The following is a 22,749-nucleotide window of genomic DNA, read 5'->3' as shown; positions in this document are numbered from 1 at the left end:
TTTTTTACCTATCGAATAATAAGATAAAGTCTTGTTCCTCCACGAAAAATCGTGAGCGCTACAGCAGAACTGTTATCGGGAAGAGCGCTAAATAGCTCCTCTACAGTCAATATTTTCTGTTTGTTTACGGCCATTATTACATCACCTGCCCGCAACCCTGCGTTGGCTGCGGGACTATGGCGGAGAACTGAGACGACTGACACACCTTCTACAATTCCAAAGCCTTGCATTCCGGAACTCAGGGCTTTGAATTCGGCACCCGTGAGTCTGTTAACGCGGCTTTCTACTCCGGTACGCGTGGGTTCGGTTGGTATGTCGATTGTTGTATCCAGCGTCATCAATTCGCCATCTCTGAGTAGTGTAATCCAAAGCGTTTCTCCGGGTTTTGTCAGGCCGACCATATTTCGCAGGTCACCAGAATCGTCAATGCTTTCGCCATCGACATCAATCACGATATCACCGGGCAAAAGCCCGGCCTTTTCTGCGGCAGAACCCGGCTCTACCTGTACAATGATCGCGCCTTGCGTAGTATCCAAGTCAAGGGCGGCCGCCAAATCTGGTGTCAAATCCTGTGCAGAAACACCAAGCAATCCACGACGGACTTCGCCATATTCGATCAATTGCTCCATAACCAGTTGTGCCATGTTGATGGGCACCGCAAACCCTATTCCGACGTTGCCACCAGAAGGGGCAATGATTGCCGAGTTTATGCCGACAAGATTGCCGTCGAGTGTTACAAGAGCTCCCCCTGAGTTACCTGGGTTGATTGATGCATCCGTCTGAATGAAATCTTCAAACCCTTCGGGGTTGATACCAGAACGATCAAGTGCACTTATAATGCCGGAAGTCACAGTCTGACCCAAACCGAAGGGGTTACCGACCGCCACAACAAAATCACCAACCCGCAAAGTCGAGGAATCTCCCATTTGCAGGGCGGTCAAATCTGATGGGTCAATTTTTAAAAGCGCAATATCAGTTGCACTGTCTGAGCCGATAACCACCGCCTTAAAGTTTCGTCGGTCGTTCAGCGTCACCGTGATTTCGACCCCATTTTCGATCACGTGATGGTTGGTGAGAATATAACCTTTTTCCGCGTCAATAACGACGCCGGAGCCAGCACTTAGACGCCGCTGTGGCTCCATGCGTTCGGGAAAATCAAAGTAACGCCGAAAGAAGGGATCGTTAAACAGCGGGTTCATTCGAATAGGTTTCTCTGAGACCACAGCAATGTTCACAACTGCGTCAGTGATTTTCTGCAGCAAGGGCGCAATCGTGGGTATGCCACGTTCATCTGTTTGAGCTAAAATCTGTGCCTGTGCCGGAAACGCCTGAGCATTCACAAAAACCAAGGTTACACTTATGAAAAGAAATCTAAAAAAGAACCTGTCCATCTGATATCCCTCCATTTTCACAAAATATCATCTAATGTCTTTGTCTTAGAGACGGTGAACTTATGCGGACTGCGTACTCCATTGACGAAAATCACACATGCGCTTGGCTCTTAACCTTTTCTGGGGACCTGCCTCTAATCGATATAGATCTAGAAAAATAATTATATAGTGACGCATACTACGGCCTATTTTTTGCCTAAATCCCTACAGCGCTTTCTCGTTGCCCTTTTTCTTCAGATTCGGGGACTTCCGTCATTGTTGCTTCTGTCAGCAAAAGAACACTGGCTACAGAAACAGCGTTTTCAAGGGCGATACGTACAACCTTTGTTGGGTCAATGATGCCAGCGTCAACCAGATCTACATATGTATTTGTTGCAGCGTCATATCCGACATTCTTTTTGCTGTTCATACTTTGGGCGACAACAACGCCGTCATCGACGCCAGAATTTTCAGCGATCTGCCGCATCGGTGCGGAAAGTGCGCGCCGCAGTATCTGGAGACCGGTACGTTCGTCACCCTCGACAGATTTTTCAAGGTCTTCCAAAGGCTTCGTGCAGCGTAAAAGTGCCAGTCCGCCTCCTGGGACTATCCCTTCGGAAACGGCAGCTTTGGTCGCATTAATCGCATCATCAAGCGCTTCTTTCTTTCGTTTCATTTCAGTTTCTGTCGGCGCGCCCACGCGGATAACAGCAACACCACCAGAGAGTTTAGCAGCACGTTCTTCCAGTTTCTCGCGGTCATAATCGCTTGTCGTCTTTTCAATCAGGTTGTGAATTTGTTCAACCCTGGCCTTGATCGCCGCGCTTTCGCCAGCGCCGCCGACGATCGTTGTTTTGTCGCCGTCACAGACAACGCGACTGGCGCGCCCAAGCTGCGGAAGCTGAACTTTTTCGAGCGTGAGCCCAATATCTGACGAAACCATCTGAGCTCCGACAAGAATTGCGATGTCCTCTAGCATGGCTTTACGCCTGTCTCCAAAACCCGGTGCTTTGACTGCAACGTTGGGTAAAACACGCCGCATCTGATTTACAACCAGGGTTGCGAGCGCTTCCCCATCTACGTCCTCTGCGATAATAAGGAGGGAATTTCCGCTTTTTACAATCTGCTCCAGTAAAGGAACAAGGTCATTCATCGTTGTAATTTTTCGGTCACATAACAGGATCAATGGATCTTCTAAAACAGCTTCCATTTTAGCCGCATCGGTCACGAAATAGGGGGAGATGTAACCGTGATCAAATTGCATCCCTTCGACAATATCCAGCACGGTTTCGGTGGTCTTCGATTCCTCCACCGTGATCACACCGTCGTTCCCAACCTTTTCCATTGCGTCAGCAATAAGTTCGCCGATTACTGTATCGCTATGCGCGGAAATGGCGGCGACCTGTGCTTTTTCCAATTTTGTTTCGACGGGTTTCGACATTTCTTGCAGGGTTTTGACGACGGTATTCAACCCTTTTTCAAGACCTCGTTTGATTTCGACCGCACTGGCGCCCGCCACAACGTTCCGTGTTCCGTCCGCGAAAATTGCATGGGCAAGTATCGTCGCGGTGCTTGTGCCGTCACCCACCGCGTCACCTGTTGTTTCGGCAGCCTGACGAAGCATGCGCGCTCCCAGGTTTTCCTCGGGATCTTTCAACTCGACTTCCTTGGCGATGGTGACACCATCATCGCAGACAATTGGCGCACCCCATTTTTTCTCGATGAGAACAGATTTTGATCGTGGCCCAAGCGTTACACGCACCGCGTCGGCCAAGGCAGATGTTCCGCGTAAAATTTTCTGTCGGGCGTCTGACCGGAATGTTATATTTTTGTAGGGCATTTTGCAGTCCCAACTTGCTCAGTGCAATAACTTGAAGCATTTAAGTAATAAGATGGCCCCCGCGTGATACTTGGGGGTGCGGGGGCACATCGTCGGTGGCAGACATAAAATAGTTCCGCCACCTGTTTCGTTCCGGAAATTTAAAGGTGACCGGAGCTTTCTCAAGTGTCATTCGAAGGCCATCTATGCTTTGGCTTTGACCTTCACCTTTTTCGTTTTGGCTTTCGCTTCAGGTAGTTTTGGTAAAGTGACCGTCAAAACACCCTTGCTGAAAGAGGCATCAACCTTGTCTGTGTTAACCCCTTCGGGTACAGCAAGCGATCGGGTGAAGGAGCCATAGCGCCGTTCGGAGAGATAGTAATTTCCTTCTTTCTCACCCTCTTCGCGTTCTTCCTTTTTTTCACCGCGGATGGTCAGCATGCGATCAGAAAGTTCGACTTCGATATCGTTTTCGTCCATACCGGGCAGCTCAGCTTTGATCTGAACTTCCTTTTCCTTGTCAATGACGTCTATAGCTGGGACTTTGGTGCCAAAATCAAAGGGCGTGGACAATGTCGGAACTTTCCATTGACGCGCCAATCGTCCAAACGGCCACCCTCCCTGAAACTCGTCAAAAACGTTTTCGATTTCTTCACGCAGATCGAGCAACGGGTGCCATTGTGATCTTGATGCGTCTGGCATGTCTTCTTTTGTTTTTACGGCTATATCGCTTTTCTTGTTCATAGTATGTCCTCCAGAATTTCTAAGGAAGTAAACGAAGCTCTCCTGAAAACAACTTAGGTGTTTGCAAATTTTTCTCATTGACGTTTGTCAATCATTCGCACCATCGAACATCAGAAGATGAACCGTTGGCTGAATACTCGTTAGGAGAGCTCGAATCCGCAATTTCAGCGAAGAGAGAGCTATGCCTCGCATCCGTCGAAATCGGAGTCTGTAGCGCCATTTTTTAGACAGTATGCAGCGGTTGTTTCAGAAACTCGCCGTGCCTGTGGGGACTGGTTTGCTTCTGTCTGAAAGCACCAATAGAAATGTTGGAAACTGAATGGCATATGATCGTCCACTCACCGAGCGAACTTCTTGCCCAGAAAATGGGACCGAGTGCTGACATTTGTCAATCTTTCCCTGGCCGCGCGCGATGCAGTGCTTCACGTACATGCGAAGTTTGCAGAAATTTGTATCTGTTCAAGCCTCTGACTACACTCACTTCAATTTGGAGCGCCACCTCTACAGTTGGGCCAAATTCAAGCTTAACCGCACAGCTGGTCTGGCCGAGTGACGCCAACTTTGTTCCGCATAAGTGCGCCCTATTTGCGGCAAACGGAGATTGGTTCGAACTAGTCTGACAACCCTAGGGTCGGTGTTTGATGGCACATTTATAGTGCTGGGGGGGGCATTTAATATAGATCTTTAAAATCTCAAAAACCGAAGCAAATATCAGCTACTCGCCAAGTAGGCTGGATCAGGGAAAGTTTGCAGTCGTAACGAACAACAGACCGGTGGCACTTAAGATCAACAAAAGCCACAAAACGACGGCCCTGAAAGTTTTTGGATCCGTTGATGCGAACTGCCTAGAGCCAAGCCATACACCAAGACCCAGCAGTGGAAGTGATACCAAGATCCGGTGGACTGTGAGACCATCGTAGAACCCTGAAGTAGCTAGAAATCCACCCGCCCAAACATCCGCCACAAACAAGTATGCAATCATGGTGGCGCGCATGCGCGTGGCTTTTTCATCTGTCAGGCTGAAAAACAACGCCAGAACCAAACCACTTAAGGCAGTTGCTCCGTTGGCTATACCGATGGCAAAACCCACCAATCCGTGCACCAATGACGGCAATGTGCGTAACCGTTTGTGTGAGAAAATAAGATAAAAACTTGAGATAAAGATAAAGGCGAGGACTGAAATGCGAAGGGGATCTTCAGGAAGAATTCCGAGAAGATAGACGCCTATTGGGGTTCCAACGAAACCGGCAGTCAGAAGTATGGAAAGTTGCTTCCACCGAATGTCAGAAAATATTCCACGGGCCTGACCGGACGAGGCAGCTAATTCTAAAGCGATCGACAGCGGTACGATCTCGATGATCGGGAGCGAGATCGTTAACCCCGACATGAGAACCGCTGTAAAACCAAACCCGGAATAGCCGCGTATGTAGGACGCTACAAATAGGACGGTCCCGCACCAGACTAGGTCAGTAATCGAGAGGCCCAGAAGCGGTATCATGGAAATCCAATCCAAGTGAAAACCAATGTATTGATTGTCTAACTAGACCTTGCAAGTTGGCAAAGGCGAAATTCCGATTGTTACACCAACTCACTTACACTCGATTATAAAAAAAATTTCTTCGTAGAATGCAATGTAGATATGTACGGACTCTCGGGACACTTCCTGTAAATTCCCTGATTTGGGATGGAGGAAGTTTTCATGACGAACGAAGAACGCGATATTCAACGCAAATTGTGAGTGCTCATAGAGCGGCTTGGCGCCCGCATAGTGTTCGCTGATGACACCACCCCCAAAAGTGTTGACGCCATCGCCTATGCCAAAAATCCAAAAAAAGGAGGCGGGGGGATCAGTGTTGCGAGACGAATGCGAAGTAGTCTAGGCATGTCTGCATGAAACAAGTCCCCAAAAATACCACGGATGAAGCGCTTATTCAGGAATTCCTGAACAAAGGCGGCAAAGTCAGCGTTGGCAAAACCAAACCCCTGCCAAGTGAGCTGGGTTTGAGCAACAATTCTTGGAACAACAAGCTGACTAAAGAAGAAAAGTCCGCGCGCGATCGGAAGTGATCTAGCAAGGCGAGGCCCTGCCTTTCTGCGCTTACTACACTATCCTCTCCAACAGAGATGGGCGGAAGCGGCCATTCGCTGCGTCATTCCCAGATGTCAGATGTGCGGACTTAGCGAGCCTTCGCTGCGGTTGCTCCAATGACCCCTTTGGACAAGCACTAATCTGCTCCGGTACTTGACAAACCTGAGGTCTTGATCGCAGACAGGCGCGCGCTTTAAAGCAAGCCGAGCTGTGACATTTTCAGCAAATGGCTGTTGTTGGCGGTTTTGTATCTCACTTGGCGTTATGCGCCCGACTCTCCTGTGGGCCATTGCCGGGGCGTAGTTTGCTGCTCTGTCATCTCGGATCTGCGGCTGGCGGCTGACGAACGCTGGGCATAAAGTGTGAGGAAGACGCCGAGACCAACCAGAGCGCAGGCGAAAATTTTCCAACCATCAACCGTCTCCCCCAGAAAAGCTGCGCCCATAATCAGCGTGACGATTGGAATAAGCGCTGTCAAAGCCGCCCCAGCCGAGGCTCCTAAGTATTCTGTTGACTTTGTGAATGCAAATACCGCCAAAGCACCAGTGAGCGCACCTTGGTAAATCGCTTGGGCTGCAATGTCGCGCACCGGAGCCTGCAATATTTGCCCCCCAAAAAACACAAGATAGACCGGCAGAAACGATAGAGCTGATCCGACGGCAATGATCGCGGTTGCATGAAGGGCGGGGAGATTGGTTTTCCGCACGATGATGACATAGCTCGCCCACATCCCACCCGTTATTGCGAAAATGAGGTGCCCGAAGGAGGCCTGCCTCAAAGTCAGCAGGTCCGTGAACAGCGCGGTCCCGGCCAGCACCGCCAGTATCCCTGCGATTTTGGCCACCCTCATGTTTTCGCCCAGAAAGATCCACCCAAGAATGCCAACGAACACAGCCATGAGACCTGGATTGATCGCCCCGGCGTCAGAGGCAGGCGCAAACTCAAACCCGAAGGACAGCACCATTATGTAGGGCGCGCCATTGCACGTGACGAGAGCCAGAACACCCAAGACGCCCAGCTTGTCCATCGCCCACCCGCGTCGCCAGATGACACCGACCAACAACAAGGCCGCGATGCCAAAACGCAGTGCCGCAAGATCGAACGGCGTGAGGGATGTCTGAACGCCAAGCCGCAACATGACGAGAGATCCGGACAATACCGCGACGGCGATGCCGCCCCAAAACAGGCCTGACAATAGGGTCTTCGTTGATGCATCCACGTCTGTTCTCCTCAGTTGAGGGGAAGTTAGCCCTGTTCATCACATTAGAAAAACGATACATTCTGGACTTATGAATGAGATATCCTCACCGTTATTTTCTAGTGATGCTGAGCCAATGCGGACGATTAGCCTCGACATGGCGCGCACATTTGCGGCGATTTGTGACACAGGGAGTTTTCGATTGGCCGCAAACCGCGTCAATCGCTCCCCTTCGGCTGTCAGCTTACAAGTTGCAAAGCTCGAAGAGCTCCTGAACTGTGAGCTGCTGCACAGAGATGCCCGGAAGGTCACGTTGACCCAAGCAGGTGAACAGTTTTTGGGATATGCCCGTCGCCTGCTGAGCCTGAACGATGAGACGCTGTCAAAATTTCGCGGGTCGACACTTTCGGGACATCTGCGGCTTGCTGCACCGCATGATTTGGGAATATCGACGGTTCCCGCGCTTTTGAAACGCTTTGCCGTGACGCACCCGAACATATGCGTCGAAGTCAGACTGGATGCATGTGATGCGGCTCAGGACCTTTTTGGGTCTGGAAATGCACAGGTAGTCTTTTTCAGTGAGCAGAATTCTAGGATACGCGCTGCGCGCAAACTCTATACGGAAGAGCTTTGTTGGTTGCAAGCGACAGATGGTGCGGCCGTGCAGAATACGCCTCTGCCAATTGCTGTTTCGGAAAAGGGGTGTTCGTGGCGGGATGCAGCACTTGCCGCGTTGGATCAGGCAGCAATCCCTTATCGAGTGGCTTATTCGAGCGACACATCCGCAGGGCAGCTGGCGGCGGTGCGGGCTGATCTTGCAATTGCAGCGTTGCCAAAAGCAATTGCAAAGAACGATGTTTCACTTGTTTCGTCGGAACTTGGTTTGCCAAGCATCGGTAATGTGACGACCTTTATGGCACACGACGATAGCAAGAACGCAGTTGCCTTTGCCGCGCATGTTGAAGCGCATCTGGCAGAATCTCCGTATCGTTGATCAGATTCAAAAAGCCAAGCGCGCCTTGGCTTCCCGCTATCCACTGCCCATCAAGCACCGAGAAACAGGATCGAAAAATCGGTTCAAACTGCCCGCTCTGGTGCTCGAAGCACATTGTAACGCGACGGAGTGAAGAAACGTCCGAAGTAAGGGCGATACTGCTGCGGATCGCTGAGGCGGCCTGTAAGACACGTCAGGTCAGACACCGCCAAACCTGCCATTCGTGCGCTGCGCAGCATTGGTTAAAACGGGCTCGTTGCGGTAGTTCGCCGTCCCTCCACGAACGATCGGTTTGGGCCGAAAGCAGATTAGAACGCAGAAGGTTTTTTAAAGTTACTTGAGCTTCGACGCCATAATCTCGGCAGCAGCTCTTAATGGCTCATCTGCAAGATGTGAATATCGCTGTGTCGTCATTGGATTTGTGTGCCCTAGTAGCCGCCCCACAATAGCAAGGCTCATACCGCTGGAAACGAGTTGTGATGCATGCGTGTGGCGATTGTCGTGAATGCGATAGTCTTGAATCTTAGCTTTTGTAACGACAGTGCGCCAAAATTTCTTGAGATCAACAAGGGGTTTTTGAGGTGATCGGCCTGGGAAAACAAATTCCGATCCTTCGTTTTTGATGTCAAATATCCCCGCTAGGAGTTCTTGGGAAGCGGTGGAGAGAGGCAAATGCTCCGTCCGCTTTTGCTTCGTGTGGTGTGAAGGCTTGATCCAAACGCCACGCTCAAGATCAAAATCTACCCATCGAGCGGTTAAAACTTCGCCAATTCGTGCCCCTGTCAGTAGTTGCAGTCGAATTGCATTTGCAGCTTTTTGATTTTGATGCTGATTGAGGGCAACGACCAGTCTGCCAAGTTCGTCATCCGACAGCCAACGATACCTTTTTTCTTCGTGAAATTTTTCAACGCCCTTGACCGGGTTGTCCGTGCGCCATCCCCATTTGATAGAAAGTTCAAACATCTTGGAAAGAAGAGAGAGAACCCGGTTGGCTTGATAGGGTGTTTGCTTGAGGGAATTGTGAAGGGTCTGAATATCTTTATGACCAACTCCGGAGGCTCTGTGATTGCCGAGCTTTGGCAAGATCAGGCGATTCAGCATAGATTGATCATTTGCAACGCTTTTGGGGCGCTTTTTTGGGATCGCGTGAATTTCCAAGTACTGTAGAGCCAAGTCCTGCACAGAAGGTGCATCTCGCTTTGACTTGGCTTCTGCTACTGGATCTTGACCTCTGAGGACGTCGGAGAAAAGGCCCGTCGCAATTTCCTTAGCCTGTGCAAATGACATTAGAGGGCCGTGTTGTCCAATTGTCTTTCTACGAGATCTACCCGTGGTTTTGCTTCGGTATTGAACGACATAGCTTTTGGTGTTGTTTGGCTTCACGCGTACACCAAAGCCAATCAATGAGGTGTCCCAGTAAACAGTGTCAAAAGGGCAGGGGGCAAGCTTATCGACGACGCTTTTGGACAATCGGATTTTTGACATAACTCAATTCGCTTGAACTGTATGGGTAAGCATAAGGTAAGCAAAAAGTCGAGAAATTGGAAGTAGAAGATAGTTTGAAATAGTAATGGCATAGAATTAAATACTATCAAAATATATGCTTACAGGGTAATTTCGAAACCCACAGAATAGTAGAGAAGTAGGGACCGTAAGACTTTAATCAGTAGGTCACTGGTTCGAGCCCAGTAGGGCTCACCACATCTTTCTATTTTCAGTAAGCTAGTGCTATTTTGTGCATCGTGATTGTCGCGATGGGCTTTTGAGGAAGCACTGTGGAAGCTGCCGGGAATCGCGACTTGCAAAGTTGCGGTGTTGTCGGAACGCAATGTTATCGGTTTTCTGCGAAGGCTAGGAAAGTTCATTCGCCCGCATCGTGTTATGTCAATGACATTGTTTGCCGAGCAAATTTCTACGGCTACGAAACCAGAAACAGTAGTTCCAGAATAGCGTGCGGTCCAAGATAGACCGCCAAGCGCGTCAGCTGGAAAAGTCGGTTCTTCATGGGCGCATATCCTGAAGGCCGTAGGTTCAAATCTTATTCCTGAAATCAACCTTTCTTATATAAAACAACATGCTAATCACCAACAAGAAGCGGACATTTGTTTTGCCAAATTCCACGTGAAAGTGCTGTGAAAGCAGCAGGAGGAGTTTGGTGGGTGTGACGCTGCAGCAACAGCGTCGTTTGCTGATTTCTGGTGTCACCGCCGACACGCTGGGTATGCAGAAGGTCTTTTCTCACCGAAAACAGCCACCTTACACTGAAGATAGCCAATTAAACTGCGACGGTGGAATATTTCGGGCATTCATACGTTAGGAACATTTCACAGGAAAACAAAATGCAGCCCCCAAATTACGTGCCTCACAATAACACATCGGATGAGCAGCTGTTAGCCCGCCAGCAGCTTTATAGTCTGTTTGAAAGCCGACCCTTTGATGATGCGACTCTTCTCACCAATTTTGGCCTTTTTGCTCGATCTTCCGCTTTGGCGAAGATCTTTTTCTTGTAAGAAGCCTATAGTGAGGCGCTGACCTTGCCTGACGACATCTTCGTTTTGGGAACATGGCTGGGCTAGGATCTTGTTGTATTTGAATCCATGAGAGCAATGCTGGAACCCTATAATGCGGCCAGAGCGCTCGTAGGTTTTGATACTTTTGTGGGTACGAGGGCATTACCGGCAATGATACCCGCTCGGAAACGGTAAAAGACGATGGGTATGTTGTGTCCGAAAACTACAAAGACTATCTTGGTGCCCTGTTGGCTTATCATCGCTCAGAAAACGCAATGGGACACGCGCTTCGGCACAATCTTGTGCAAGGTGATGCTTGCGAAACCGTAGCCGAATATCTTGACCAGCATCCTGAAACCGTGATTGCCCTCGCCTATTTTGACATGGCTCTGTATGAGCCTACAAAAGCCGCGCTCGTGGCAATGGAAGAGCGTTTGCTTTCTGGCAGTGTACTAGTATTCGACGAATTGAACGACGAGCATTACCCGGGCGAAACAATGGCCGTTCGCGAATGGCTGAAAGGGAAAAGCTACATTGTCAAAAGATCACGTTTCTTACCGGACCGCTCATTTGTGATACTCAAATGATATGTGCTGCCAGTCACTGGGGTTGTTAATCAGTAAATTTTAGGTAACTGGCGGTGTCTATCATGCGTTATCGTTGCTGTATTTGTTCGCCAATAGGAAGCTTTTTGGGCTGATTAGATGAGGCTGCCACCAACCTGCGACCATTGAATAGAAGACCTAGTGCTATCGCCCCTTAGATGTTTGCAATTTTGAGTTAGTCAATTCCTGTCGAAGGAGACCACCGACGAAGCGATCAAGGTTCATTGAGGAACAGGCGATTGGCAATCTGAAGGAACATCAATCGATACATGGTGTGAGGGAAACGTGCTGGAACTGCGGCGTCAGCGATGCGAAACTTAAAGCTGGCGCGCGCACGGTGTGGACGGAACAGACGTGATCTGCTACGCGGTCTGAGTTCGAACGAAGCCAGAAATCGCAGCAGCATGACACGTCGTTACACCTACACCTGTCTACTTCTCTCCTACGAGCAAGCGCCCTACATCGCAGAGGCGGTGCGCAGCGCATTGTTGCAGGAATGCGCGCCGATGCAGATCGTCCTCTCCGACGATGCTTCGCGTGATGACAATTACAGCCGCATGAAGGAGGTCGTGGACCAGTATGACGGCCGCACGATGTTCTCTTAAACCGATATGACACCAACCTCGACGTGAATGCACATCTCAAGAAGTGCCTTGAGATGTGTAGCGGGGACGTAATAATCGCGGCCGCTGGAGACGACATATACTATCCTGATCGCGCGCGGCGCATTATGGAGGCGTTCGAAGAAGCGGATCCTTTGCTTGTGTATTCGCATGCCGACGTGACGAAGCTCGATCGGTCGCCCGCTGAGGCGACCTACAGGAAGGCAACGTTTTACACGACCACGGACCCCCTTGCCGCAGCGAAATCGCGTGCGCTTTATCTCGGTGCAACATGCGCTTGGCATCGCGATCTTTATCGGAAATATGGGCTGATACAATTTGCGAACGCCCATGAGGATCTGATCCACGGGTTCCGAGCTGCCCTCGAGGGGAGGCTGCATTTCATCGATGCGCCGTTGCTGACCTATCGGATGGGGGCGGGCCTCACAAACACACCGACGGAGGCGCTTACAAAGGAAGCCTTCCGAAAGAAGCGCCTACGCGAAGTCGACCATGATATCTGCGTTTTCAAGCAGCGTCTCATAGATATACAGACCTTCGGTATGAGTCCTGATCACGAGATTTCGTTTCTTGGCGCTCCGCGCAAGCGAAGGAGAGATAAGGGCGGCGTTCATCACGCGAGGTTTTCCCGGGATTGTCCCATTCCTGAGTCGGCGCCTGCTGCGTGCCATCGGTATCGCGATCTCCGAGTCGCGTAGGCAACGCAAGGCGCTGCGGCATAGCGCTTGAGTTGGAACTATCTAGTTAGGGACGAGTTGAGATTCGCCAAAGCAAAACTTTTCCACCGTAAAGAATCGTAGGCACTTACAGCCTCAGAATCCGGAAGAGGTCAGGTGGTGGTTGTGGATGCCGCAACACATATCAAAAGTTGCCCGATACAACCACGCGTGTCAGGTCCACCGATACCTTCCCGCCGCTTTCCCGATCCGTTCCTTTACTGTGACGGGGTGATCGCTGCGAATGCGTCTCCGATGATATTGTGAATGTCCTGCCAATCCTGCATCTCGAAACGATTGCGCAGTTGCTTGGAGCTTAGGCGCATCTCAAAACACAATCATTTGGAGGAGCTAACGTAGGGCTCAGCCAACCGAAGTTCTGTTTCAGAGAAAACACTGCGTAAGTCAAATGGACACTTGTCCAGGTCACAATTGGTGCTTCGTGTGACAGAACCGGGATTGCCGCGCTATGAGCGCAGATCTTGCGCAGGCGTTTGCTGTTTGCTCTGGCGAGTTTGGTCATGCCGCACCGCGCAGCTCGGGGAATTGTGTCATGATGGTTTCGTGCGTCGGGATTGGTTTCGTAGCACCGTAGCCTGTTACGGACAAAGCTGCAGCAGCCGCTGCGTAGACCGCTGCCTCGGGTACTGTCTTCCTTTCAATCAGTTTTGACAGAAATGCACCGTCGAAACAGTCTCCGGCGCCGCTGGCATCTACGACTTCAACTTTTGGGCTGGGTAGGTGCTGCACTTCGTCTTGAAAAGACACCAGAACGCCATTGTCACCCATGGTCATCGCCACAACCTCGGGTCCCAGGCTGCGATAGTAACTCAAGATGTCTTCGGGTCGGTCCATGCCGGTAAGCTGACGTGCGTCATCGTAGCCAGGCAGAACGATGTCTGCACGAGCGACAGTGTCGTGGATGACCTTGCGTGCCCGTTCCAAGGGCCAGAGTTTTAGCCGTAGGTTCGTGTCATAGGAGACCCGACCTCCGTACTGCCGCATCTGATCGATGGCTGCCGACGCTGTTGCACTGGCAGAGGCGCTGATGGCTTGTGAAATGCCTGAAAGATGCAGGACTTGGGCCCCTTTCAACGCGGCGCTGTTCATATCCACTGGGCGCATTCGCGCCGCTGCTGAACCAGCGCGGCGGTACTCAAACTGATGCTCGCCGGTTTTATGCGTGATGAAGTAAATTCCAGTTGCGGCCTCTTCATGTGTCACCACACGTGTGTCGTCGATTCCTTCCGACCGCCATGTCTCTCGGATCATGGCACCGAACGGATCGTTGCCAAGTTGCGTCAGCATCGCCACGCGGGCACCCTGACGGGCAGCTGCAATTGCAACGTTAGATACGTCGCCTCCAATCCCTGAAACCCAGGTACCGTTCCCAACATCGCTGAATTCGAACAGAGGTTCGCCGAGGCAAATCAGATCGGGCTTTTTCATTTTCTGTCTCAGTGGTTGTTTCGAAGTTTGAATTTCCGCTCGATATCCTGATAGTCCGTCGCGCCATCCAAAATCATGCCCTCGGAAAACGGGCGGACCATGTCTCGGAAGATACCCTGCCATGGCGTCTGGCTTGCTGGGATAGGGAAACCACCTGCCTCTTCCAACTGTTGTCGACGCAAGGTAAGTTCACCGTCCGAGACCAGCACGTTTACGGCCTTGGAGCGCAGGTCCACGCGGATAACATCGCCAGTTTTCAGCAACGCAAGTCCACCACCGTCGCAGGCCTCGGGTGAAGCGTTCAGAATCGAAGCTGATCCCGAAGTTCCCGATTGCCGGCCATCACCGATGCAGGGAAGGGCATGAACACCCTGTTTGATCAGATACGAGGGCGGTCGCATGTTAACCACCTCGGCCCCGCCCGGATACCCCTTGGGTCCGGCACCACGCATAACCAGGATGCACGTCTCATCGATATCAAGTGCCGGGTCGTCGATGATGCTGCGAAACTGCTCCGGACCGTCGAATACGATCGCCCGACCTTCAAAGGCTTCGGGATCATCAGGATTTGAAAGATAACGCTGGCGAAATTCTTCGTTGATGACCGAAGTTTTCATCAGAGCACTATCAAACAGATTGCCTTTGAGGTTGAGAAAGCCTGCATTTTCCAGCATCGGGTTTTCGGCGCACCGGATCACATCACCATTGCTTGCCACTTGCCCGTCGTAATTCTGCGCAAGAGTTTTTCCGTTTGCGCCTTTTGCGCCGGGATGTGGCAGCAACCCGGCGCGCAACAACTCGGACACCACTGCGGGAACACCTCCGGCACGAAAAAAATCCTCTCCCAGATACGCACCCGAGGGCTGCATATTAACCAAGAGTGGAATGTGATGCCCCAAGCGTTCCCAGTCGTCGTTGGTCAGTTCAATCCCCAAATGACGGGCGATTGCATTCAGGTGGATCGGAGCGTTGGTTGACCCCCCCAACGCTGAATTGATGACAATTGCGTTTTCGAACGCGTCGCGTGTCATGATCTCGCTGGGGCGCAGATCCTCCAGCACCATATCGACGATACGCAATCCGGTGTAATAGGCCATCTGCCCTCGCTCACGGTATGGTGCAGGAATCGCAGCCGCTCCGGGTAGTTGCATCCCCAATACCTCAGCCAACGAGTTCATCGTCGTGGCGGTGCCCATAGTGTTGCAATAGCCGACAGAAGGTGCCGACGAAGCCGCGCGTTCCAGAAACTCTTCGGTGTCAATCTCGCCAGCGGCGAGTTGCTGCCGCGCATCCCAGATGACGCTTCCCGACCCGGCGCGTTCGCCATTGTGCCAACCGTTAAGCATGGGTCCGACCGATAACGCAATCGCAGGAATATTGACGGTCGCGGCCGCCATTAAAAGAGCTGGGGTGGTCTTGTCACAGCCGATTGTCAGCACGACGCCATCAATTGGATAGCCGAAAAGGGTTTCGACGAGACCAAGGTAGGCCAGATTCCGGTCCAGCATTGCGGTAGGGCGTTTGCCGGTTTCCTGAATCGGATGAACTGGGAACTCAAGCACAATGCCCCCGGCCGTGCGAATGGCTTCGCGGGTCCGCCCCGCCAGTTCCAGATGATGCCTGTTGCAGGGTGACAGGTCGCTACCGGTCTGCGCAATAGCAATGATTGGCTTGTCCGAGCGTAATTCTTCAAGCGTCAGGCCATAGTTCAGATAGCGTTCGATGTAGAGCGCGGTCATCTCCGGATCATCCAGATTGTTGAACCAGTCTCGCGAACGTAATTTTATTTTTGTCATTTACTCTTTCCTCTATCGGCCGGTCACACCAGGAAACATGATCAGAATAGCCAGTGCCAGTACCTGCATGGCAATAAACGGCAGCAGGGAACGAAAAATCTCACCCAGTGAAATATCCGGCGGCGCCACCGATTTCAGATAGAAGGCTGCAGGCCCAAAGGGCGGCGACAGGAAACTGACCTGCATGTTCATGGCAAAGACAACGCCGAACCAAACCGGGTCCAGCCCCAGATCGCGGACAATTGGCACAAAGATCGGCATGGTCAGCAGGGCGATACCAACCCAATCAAGGAACATGCCCAGCACAAACAGGATAAGCATCATCAGAAGCACGATCACGGTTGGGTTTTCCGAAACACCAACAATGAGTCCAGAAACGAAGTTGATCCCGCCCATCAGGTTGAACACACCGACCAGCGCCGAGGCTCCAATACCGATCCAAACGATCATGCCGACGGTTGACAGGGTTTGCAGTGCAGCGCCTTTTAGAAGACCCAAAGTGAACTCGCCCCGGATCACGGTAGACAGGGCTACGCCCACCACACCCATGGCAGAGGCTTCTGTTACTGATGCGATACCGCCATAGATTGACCCCAGAACAAAAATTACCACGATTATGGGCAGGATTAGCCCTTTAAGCAGCCGTAGCTTCTCACGCGTTGGGATTTCACCGGCTTCGGGCACAGGTGCGATGGCCGGATTCAGATAGGCACGTATCAGCACATAGGCGATATAAAATGATGCCAGCATCAACCCCGGCAGGAACGACGCGGTGAACAAGTCCCCGATAGAAACACTTGCCGTCAGACCATAAATAATCAGAACAATTGAGGGCGGGATCATCGTGCCCAGTGCACCGCCGGCGCAGCAAACACCGATGGCCAACCGCCGATCATAGCCCAGACGCAACATTTGTGGCAGCGCCAGCAGACCTAAAAGAACAACTTCGCCGCCGATGATACCCGACATCGCGGCGAGCACAACGGCCACAAGAAGTGTCTGAATGGCAATCCCGCCGCGAAGCCGCCCGCCGACCACGCGCATGGCGTCAAACAGGTCTTTGGCGATGCCGGATCGGTCCAGCATGGACGCCATCAGCACGAACATCGGTACTGAGACGAAAACGAAGCTGTTAACAAAGCTAAATATCCGCGAGGTGATCAGCGGCACCGACATTGGCCCGAACCAACCAAGCGCGAAGATCAGCGCGACCAGGAGCGTCACGAACGCCAACGGCATTCCGGTCAACAAAAGCCCCAGCAGCAGGACGAACATCACGAGGGTTCCCCACTCAATGCCCATTGACTTCATGTCGGTCAAATAAGACAGAAATTCCACGGTTCAGCGCCCCACAGGCTTGCGCAGGTAGTTGAAGGCGAGAATTGCAAATTGCAGCGCCATCAGAATAAGCACGATAAAGAGAAATACCTTGACCAGTCCGGGCGTGGGCGGATCCCAGGCACTGCCACTGGTTTCCAAGCGAAAGTCGCCTGTCGGGGTCCATACCGCTCGCACAACACTCTGCCATGAGGCCCAGGCAAAAACCGCACAGGCGAAACTGCAAGCCACAGATATGGCAACATCGAACCGTCGACGTTTGGCTGCGCCAAGCTGGTCGTAAATCAGCACCACCCGGATGTGGGCATTGCGCGATGCAACATAGAGCCCACCGAACACAAAGGAACAGGCTGTAAGAAAGATCACGGTCTCATGCGCCCAGATCGTTGGCCGATTGAGGCCGTAGCGCAAAATGACTTCCAGAAACAGGATTGCCGCGGAGGAAAGAATGGCTATCGCGAAAACGATGCCGAAAGCATTGATTACCTTGCCAAATGCACCTGCCTGAGGGATTGCCTCTGCAACTCTCTCTGGCTCTCGTTCATTCGTAATATCTGCCATTTACCCACCTCCCTTAAACCGCGACTGCCCCAGCTTTCAAGGCTGGGGCAGTCAAGTTAGCACGGCTTATTGCAGCAGGCCGTTGTCACTCAGGTATTTGGTCAAAGCTTCATAGACCACAGCGGATGCGTCTGATGCACCTGCGGCGGCTTCCCATTCAACCTTGGCGATGGCACGGAACTTCGCGCGCTCTTCCGCCGACCAATCGTGAACAGTCACCTCACCCGAGGCGACAGCTTCGGCAACCGCTGCGACGTCGCGTTCGGCCAGAGTGCTGACCTGCATCCGCGCAAAGTCCGATACGCTCTGCTCCAGCGCGGCTTGAATATCCTCAGGAAGCCCGTCCCAGGTTGCCTTGTTGATGCTCACTTCAACCAGCGGCATGGAGTGAAAACCCGGATAGACCGGATGACTGGCAATATCGTGCATGCCCTGGGCGTGGTTGGTCGAGAACACGGTATAGTCGGCGGCATCGATCACGCCCTTGTCCAGCGACGTGAAAACTTCGCTGCCTGGCAGGTTGACCGGCGCGGCACCTGCTGCTGCAAATACACGCTGAACCATGCCTTCAGGCGCGCGCATTTTCAGACCCATAAGGTCATCAACGCCATCCAGTGGCTTCTTCGACAGAAACGACTCCAGACCCGGGGTGGTGGCACCGATAAAGTGCAGGCCATAGGGCTCCATCAGCGAATTCATCAGCTCTTTGCCGCCGCCATTTTCCATGAAATCGAACATCTGCTCGGGATCGGACCAGGCGCCAACCGGATTGGCGATCAGGCCGAACGCAGGTTCTTTGCCGGCGAAGTAGGACGTGTCGGTGAAGTGGCCGTCCAGAATGCCCGCCGCTACGGCATCCTGTGTCTCGGTGTGGGCGACAATCGTGCCAACCGGCAGCAGTTCGATCGCAACACGACCACCTGTCCGTTCGGTCACTCCTTCAGCCCAAGACTGTTGCAGGATAAAGTTGGCGTTTCCTGCCGGGTCCGATGACTGGAACCGGAAGTTGTAATCTTGCGCCAGAGCGGATCCGGCAAGGACCACCCCGACTACCGCAGACACGGTGAACTTTGAAAAAATCTTATACATCTCTTCTCTTCCTCCCAAAATGCTGACTTCTTGGCCGCACTTGCAAACTGTTAATGATTGCGCAATCATTTGTCAACTTTCCGCGTTGTTTATTTTGTAATAGGATTGCAGAATATGAAGAAAATTAAGACAAAGCAAAAAATTACACTTGTGGACGTCGCTAAAGAAGCGGGTGTTAGCGCAATCACGGTTTCACGCACAATTCGCTCACCACACATGGTGTCGCCTAAGGCACGTGAGAAGGTTGAAGCTGCGGTTGATGCGCTTGGCTACGTGCCGGACGCAGCAGCTTCTGCGCTTGCCTCCAACCGTACGGATGTCATTGGTTTGTTGATCCCATCACTGACCAACAGCGTTTTTGCCGAGGTTTTGCGGGGCATGTATGACGAGATCGAAGGCACCCCGTATTCAATACAGATAGGTAATTACCGGTATAGTCCGCTGACAGAAGAGAAACTCATCCGTACCTTCCTGTGCCAGAAACCGGCAGGCCTGATTGTGGCCGGGCTCGATCAGACCGAGACCTCCCGAAAATTGCTGATGGAGGCTTCTTGCCCGATCGTTCAGATTATGGAATTCGACAAGGGACCCGTTGATAGCATGATCGGGTTTTCGCATTTCGAGGCGGGTGCTGCGGCAACACGTCATCTGATAGAGCAGGGTTACGAGCGGATTGGATTTCTGGGTGCGCGCATGGACCCGCGTTCACAACGCCGTCTGGCCGGATTCCGCCAGGAGCTTAAAAGCCGAGGGAGCCTTTCGGCCGAGCGGACGGTTACCACCCCCGAAGCTTCCTCGGTGGGCCTTGGTGCCGAGTTGCTAAGAGAACTACTTGTCCGCGCGCCAGACACTGATGCGATCTTCTGCAACAATGATGACCTTGCAATTGGTGCGTTGCTTGAGGCACAGCGCCGTGGCATCCGTATACCTGAAGATTTTGGCATATGTGGCTTCAACGATCTCGAAATCAGTAAGCAACTCAACCCCGGGCTAACCTCTGTCGCAACGCCCCGGTACCGTATCGGAGGTGCGGCTATTAAAACGATTGTTCGGTCTTTAGAGACGGATTCAGTGACAGCGCGAAAGCGACTTGATCTTGGTTTTGAGGTTATTCCCCGCGGCTCGAGTATCTTAAACCTGGAACGGAAAAATGCTCAAAGTTAATTATCAATTTGAACGCTGCCCTGATTTGTTGGCGAAATTTGACCAAGTTCTGAAATGTTATTTGCCAACAACGGTTTTCGTGGACGTTCAGCATCGCCTTGGCGTGACGGACAGCGGCCTCAAACCCCCGTTCCGCACCAAAGGCCAGTCAAGCGATTAACATTCAGCTGTCCAACGGTGGTCAGGGCACATCGGTTTGTGGCGGTCAAATGGGTGGCCAAAGGAAAAATGGTTAAGGATCTGTTGAATGAATTCGGTCGCATCTGACCCCGTTCTGATTGGAATCGATTGGGGCACTTCATCTTTGCGGGCTTTCTTGATTGGCGCGCAGGGCGAGGTGCTTGACCGCATCTCGACTTCGCAGGGGATCATGCATGTTCCGAACCGAGATTTCGACTTAGTTTTCAACGCGTTGGTTTCAGAGTGGCCCGCGGCTTGCAACGTGCCGGTTATTGCGTCCGGTATGATCACCAGCCGCAATGGGTGGGTCGAAACGCCTTATATCAACGTGCCATCCGGTGCCCAGGAACTGGCGGAGAACCTGATGTCGTTTGAAACGGCAGACGGAACGATTGTGCGGTTCGTGACCGGCATGACAACGGAACATAACGGCGCGCCGGACGTCATGCGCGGCGAAGAAACCCAGATCGTCGGGGCATTCTCACTGGGAATGGGTGACGGCGTTGTCGTCATGCCCGGAACCCACAGCAAATGGGTCACCGTTCGTGCTGGCAAGATTGAGGACTACGCAACTTTTATGACTGGCGAAATCTTTGCCGCTCTGCGGGGGTACACGATCTTGGGGACCCTGATGGAAGACGGGCCTTTTAATGAAACGGGCTTTCGTATGGGCGTATTGGCTGGGCTTCGGGAGGGATCGAACCTGCTGCATGACCTGTTTCATGTTCGCACGATGCCCTTGTTTGGAAGAATTAGCGCGGACATGGTAGCGGACTATTTGTCGGGCATGTTGATCGGCGCGGAAATTTCGGCACACATGCCGGACAATGAAATCAGCGATCTGATCACAATTGTTGGGCGCGATGATCTTGCAGACCGATACGAAACAGCAATGGGTATTGCCGGTTTAACCAGCCAGCGTGCCCCAGATGACATTGTGGCGCTGGGCCATTTCCTGATCGCCCAATCAGCAGGATTGATATTATGACATTGTGGCAAGATGCACTCACACAAAACCCGCTTATTGCGATTCTAAGAGGGCTCGAACCGGATAATGCAGTTTCCGTTGCTGAAGTGCTGGTTGACGCGGGATTTCGCATAATTGAAGTACCTTTGAATTCACCCGACCCCTTGGTGTCGATCAAACGTATCGCCGCCAAATACGGTGATCACATCGTCATCGGGGCCGGAACAGTTTTAACGGCGGACGAAGTTTCGGCGGTTGTGGACGCAGGTGGCCAGATCATTGTGTCACCAAACATGAGCCCCGAAGTCGGGGCGCGTGCTATTCAATTGGGCGCCAAATGGTGTCCCGGTGTGATGACCCCAACCGAAGCGTTCGAAGCGTTGCGATTGGGCGCGGCGGTCTTGAAATTCTTTCCCGCTGAAATGGTTTCGCCCGCAGTCTTTTCCGCCATGCGCGCAGTTCTGCCCAAGTCAGCTCTGGTTGCTGCAGTGGGCGGCATAAAACCCGAAATCATGCGCAGTTACTACGCTGCGGGGGTCAACAGTTTCGGCCTCGGCTCAGCGCTGTTCAAGCCAGGCGATGGGTTAGACGAACTGGCACAGCGCGCGCGGGTCTTTGTCGAGGCCTACTCTGATTTGACCAGCTGAGGATTTGGCCAGAAACTAAGATGCAAAACGGGTTTTTAGTCACGCACGCAAGATTACCTTCGATTTCAACCTGCTTCAAACTTGCTTCGACATCGGATCGTTCAGGTCCATCATAGGTCGCACAGGTTGCTATCCGACCCTCCACCGGCTTGGACCTCGCAGGAATCAAGACGGCACCCTCTGAAGACAAAGAGCCAATATTTTCTATATCCCCTTCACGCGTACACCAAAGGCAATTAATGAGGTACCCAAGTAAACAGTATCAGAAAGGCAGATGGTGAGTTTGCCGACGATGCTTTTGGACAATCGAATTTTGGACATCACTCACTTCGCTATAACTGTATGGGTTTGTGGTGAGCGCTTGTAAGACCTTCTGACTAATAAAGTTGGAGCCACCTTAAGTTTCGTCAAACCACATAGCGAGAGTCTCAGCACAATTCCAAAACAGGCGTGACGCCCCGTCAAACCAGGCGTAGAAACCGATACGGTCGATAGGTCCCAGTTACCGAAGTTTTTCCAATCGATTCTTATGAACGAAAGGCAGCAGCTTGAGACCGAGCATCTCGGAAAACGCCTAAGATAGAAAGTTATTATAACTATTCTACTTATAAAAGAATCCATGCCCAATATGATGGGTGCGCGGCCAATCCTTTGCATCCTATCCTGAGCATGAAGATCAAGTTTCATGAAACGGTAAAGCGCTTTTGCACCGATGAATCCGGTGCAATCACTGTTGACTGGGTTGTGCTGTCGGCCGGTATTGTTGGCCTTGCTATCGCAGTCATGGTTTCGGTCGGCGGCGCAACCGCTGATATGGGTGACCTTGTCTCTGGCAACCTTGGCAGCCAACGCATCGCGACGTACTAATTGCAAGCCGGTTCAGCGGGCGC

20 protein-coding genes and 1 pseudogene are annotated in these 22,749 nt (G+C 52.0%); 10 read left to right on the top strand and 11 right to left on the bottom strand.

Annotation, left to right across the window (positions count from 1 at the left end; translation table 11 throughout):
* Positions 1-8: 8 nt before the first annotated feature.
* From MWU63_RS13365 to MWU63_RS13355, 3 genes are all read right to left on the bottom strand, one after another.
* Positions 9-1,391: a DegQ family serine endoprotease gene (locus MWU63_RS13365; protein WP_213890280.1), complete on the bottom strand. Its 1,383-nt coding sequence runs from the start codon at positions 1,389-1,391 to the stop codon at positions 9-11.
* A gap of 196 nt (positions 1,392-1,587) precedes the next feature.
* The gene (gene groL / locus MWU63_RS13360; protein WP_213890279.1) at positions 1,588-3,210 is read right to left on the bottom strand and encodes a chaperonin GroEL; all 1,623 of its coding nucleotides are present in this window, start codon (positions 3,208-3,210) and stop codon (positions 1,588-1,590) included.
* Between the two features lie 183 nt (positions 3,211-3,393).
* On the bottom strand, positions 3,394-3,933 hold the full coding sequence (locus MWU63_RS13355; protein ID WP_213890278.1) for an Hsp20/alpha crystallin family protein: 540 nt from the start codon (positions 3,931-3,933) through the stop codon (positions 3,394-3,396).
* Between the two features lie 406 nt (positions 3,934-4,339).
* On the opposite strand from MWU63_RS13355, the pseudogene MWU63_RS13350 reads away from it, so the two are divergent.
* Positions 4,340-4,486: pseudogene (locus MWU63_RS13350) on the top strand (IS6 family transposase); the annotation flags it as partial.
* Positions 4,487-4,669: 183 nt separating this feature from the next.
* On the opposite strand, the gene MWU63_RS13345 reads toward MWU63_RS13350, so the two are convergent.
* Positions 4,670-5,431 (bottom strand): sulfite exporter TauE/SafE family protein, encoded by a 762-nt coding sequence (locus MWU63_RS13345; protein WP_213890277.1) that lies wholly within the window; start codon positions 5,429-5,431, stop codon positions 4,670-4,672.
* Between the two features lie 392 nt (positions 5,432-5,823).
* On the opposite strand from MWU63_RS13345, the gene MWU63_RS13340 reads away from it, so the two are divergent.
* Complete coding sequence (locus tag MWU63_RS13340) at positions 5,824-6,000, top strand: hypothetical protein (protein ID WP_213890276.1); 177 nt, start codon at positions 5,824-5,826, stop codon at positions 5,998-6,000.
* Positions 6,001-6,284: 284 nt separating this feature from the next.
* Here the strand turns inward: MWU63_RS13340 and MWU63_RS13335 are convergent, their stop codons facing one another.
* Positions 6,285-7,241 (bottom strand): DMT family transporter, encoded by a 957-nt coding sequence (locus MWU63_RS13335; protein WP_213891398.1) that lies wholly within the window; start codon positions 7,239-7,241, stop codon positions 6,285-6,287.
* 115 nt (positions 7,242-7,356) lie between these two features.
* Between MWU63_RS13335 and MWU63_RS13330 the strand changes: the two genes are divergently transcribed.
* Entirely contained in the window at positions 7,357-8,214 is an 858-nt protein-coding gene (locus MWU63_RS13330; protein ID WP_170865130.1) for a LysR family transcriptional regulator, read from the top strand.
* A gap of 333 nt (positions 8,215-8,547) precedes the next feature.
* Here the strand turns inward: MWU63_RS13330 and MWU63_RS13325 are convergent, their stop codons facing one another.
* On the bottom strand, positions 8,548-9,699 hold the full coding sequence (locus tag MWU63_RS13325; protein WP_247078272.1) for a site-specific integrase: 1,152 nt from the start codon (positions 9,697-9,699) through the stop codon (positions 8,548-8,550).
* A 1,237-nt stretch (positions 9,700-10,936) separates the two neighbouring features.
* Between MWU63_RS13325 and MWU63_RS13320 the strand changes: the two genes are divergently transcribed.
* From MWU63_RS13320 to MWU63_RS13310, 3 genes are all read left to right on the top strand, one after another.
* Positions 10,937-11,311 (top strand): hypothetical protein, encoded by a 375-nt coding sequence (locus tag MWU63_RS13320; RefSeq protein ID WP_247078265.1) that lies wholly within the window; start codon positions 10,937-10,939, stop codon positions 11,309-11,311.
* Positions 11,312-11,733: 422 nt separating this feature from the next.
* Entirely contained in the window at positions 11,734-11,934 is a 201-nt protein-coding gene (locus MWU63_RS13315; RefSeq protein WP_213890271.1) for a glycosyltransferase, read from the top strand.
* A gap of 53 nt (positions 11,935-11,987) precedes the next feature.
* Positions 11,988-12,650, top strand: a complete 663-nt coding sequence (locus MWU63_RS13310; protein ID WP_247078263.1) for a hypothetical protein — start codon at positions 11,988-11,990, stop codon at positions 12,648-12,650.
* 537 nt (positions 12,651-13,187) lie between these two features.
* Here the strand turns inward: MWU63_RS13310 and MWU63_RS13305 are convergent.
* From MWU63_RS13305 to MWU63_RS13285, 5 genes are all read right to left on the bottom strand, one after another.
* Positions 13,188-14,117 (bottom strand): sugar kinase, encoded by a 930-nt coding sequence (locus MWU63_RS13305; RefSeq protein WP_247078261.1) that lies wholly within the window; start codon positions 14,115-14,117, stop codon positions 13,188-13,190.
* A gap of 8 nt (positions 14,118-14,125) precedes the next feature.
* On the bottom strand, positions 14,126-15,913 hold the full coding sequence (locus MWU63_RS13300; RefSeq protein WP_213890268.1) for an IlvD/Edd family dehydratase: 1,788 nt from the start codon (positions 15,911-15,913) through the stop codon (positions 14,126-14,128).
* Between the two features lie 12 nt (positions 15,914-15,925).
* Positions 15,926-17,242 carry a TRAP transporter large permease subunit gene (locus MWU63_RS13295; protein ID WP_213890312.1) on the bottom strand — a complete coding sequence of 439 codons (1,317 nt, stop codon included), beginning with the start codon at positions 17,240-17,242 and terminating at the stop codon, positions 15,926-15,928.
* Positions 17,243-17,254: 12 nt separating this feature from the next.
* Positions 17,255-17,812 (bottom strand): TRAP transporter small permease, encoded by a 558-nt coding sequence (locus MWU63_RS13290; protein ID WP_247078259.1) that lies wholly within the window; start codon positions 17,810-17,812, stop codon positions 17,255-17,257.
* A gap of 66 nt (positions 17,813-17,878) precedes the next feature.
* Positions 17,879-18,901 carry a TRAP transporter substrate-binding protein gene (locus tag MWU63_RS13285; protein WP_213890311.1) on the bottom strand — a complete coding sequence of 341 codons (1,023 nt, stop codon included), beginning with the start codon at positions 18,899-18,901 and terminating at the stop codon, positions 17,879-17,881.
* Between the two features lie 114 nt (positions 18,902-19,015).
* On the opposite strand from MWU63_RS13285, the gene MWU63_RS13280 reads away from it, so the two are divergent.
* The 4 genes from MWU63_RS13280 to MWU63_RS13265 all read left to right on the top strand — a co-directional run bounded on the left by MWU63_RS13280 (position 19,016) and on the right by MWU63_RS13265 (position 22,726).
* Positions 19,016-20,065, top strand: coding sequence for a LacI family DNA-binding transcriptional regulator (locus MWU63_RS13280; protein WP_213890266.1), 1,050 nt, complete (start codon positions 19,016-19,018; stop codon positions 20,063-20,065).
* A 247-nt stretch (positions 20,066-20,312) separates the two neighbouring features.
* Positions 20,313-21,233, top strand: coding sequence for a 2-dehydro-3-deoxygalactonokinase (locus MWU63_RS13275; RefSeq protein ID WP_213890265.1), 921 nt, complete (start codon positions 20,313-20,315; stop codon positions 21,231-21,233).
* Entirely contained in the window at positions 21,230-21,859 is a 630-nt protein-coding gene (locus tag MWU63_RS13270; protein ID WP_213890264.1) for a 2-dehydro-3-deoxy-6-phosphogalactonate aldolase, read from the top strand. Before MWU63_RS13275 ends, MWU63_RS13270 begins: the two co-directional genes overlap by 4 nt.
* Before the next feature lie 669 nt (positions 21,860-22,528).
* On the top strand, positions 22,529-22,726 hold the full coding sequence (locus MWU63_RS13265) for a hypothetical protein (protein ID WP_213890263.1): 198 nt from the start codon (positions 22,529-22,531) through the stop codon (positions 22,724-22,726).
* Positions 22,727-22,749: the final 23 nt, after the last annotated feature.

The sequence above is a fragment of the Pseudohalocynthiibacter sp. F2068 genome, assembly GCF_023015645.1.
Lineage (GTDB): Bacteria > Pseudomonadota > Alphaproteobacteria > Rhodobacterales > Rhodobacteraceae > Pseudohalocynthiibacter > Pseudohalocynthiibacter aestuariivivens.
This window is presented reverse-complemented; position numbering and strand designations above follow the sequence as displayed.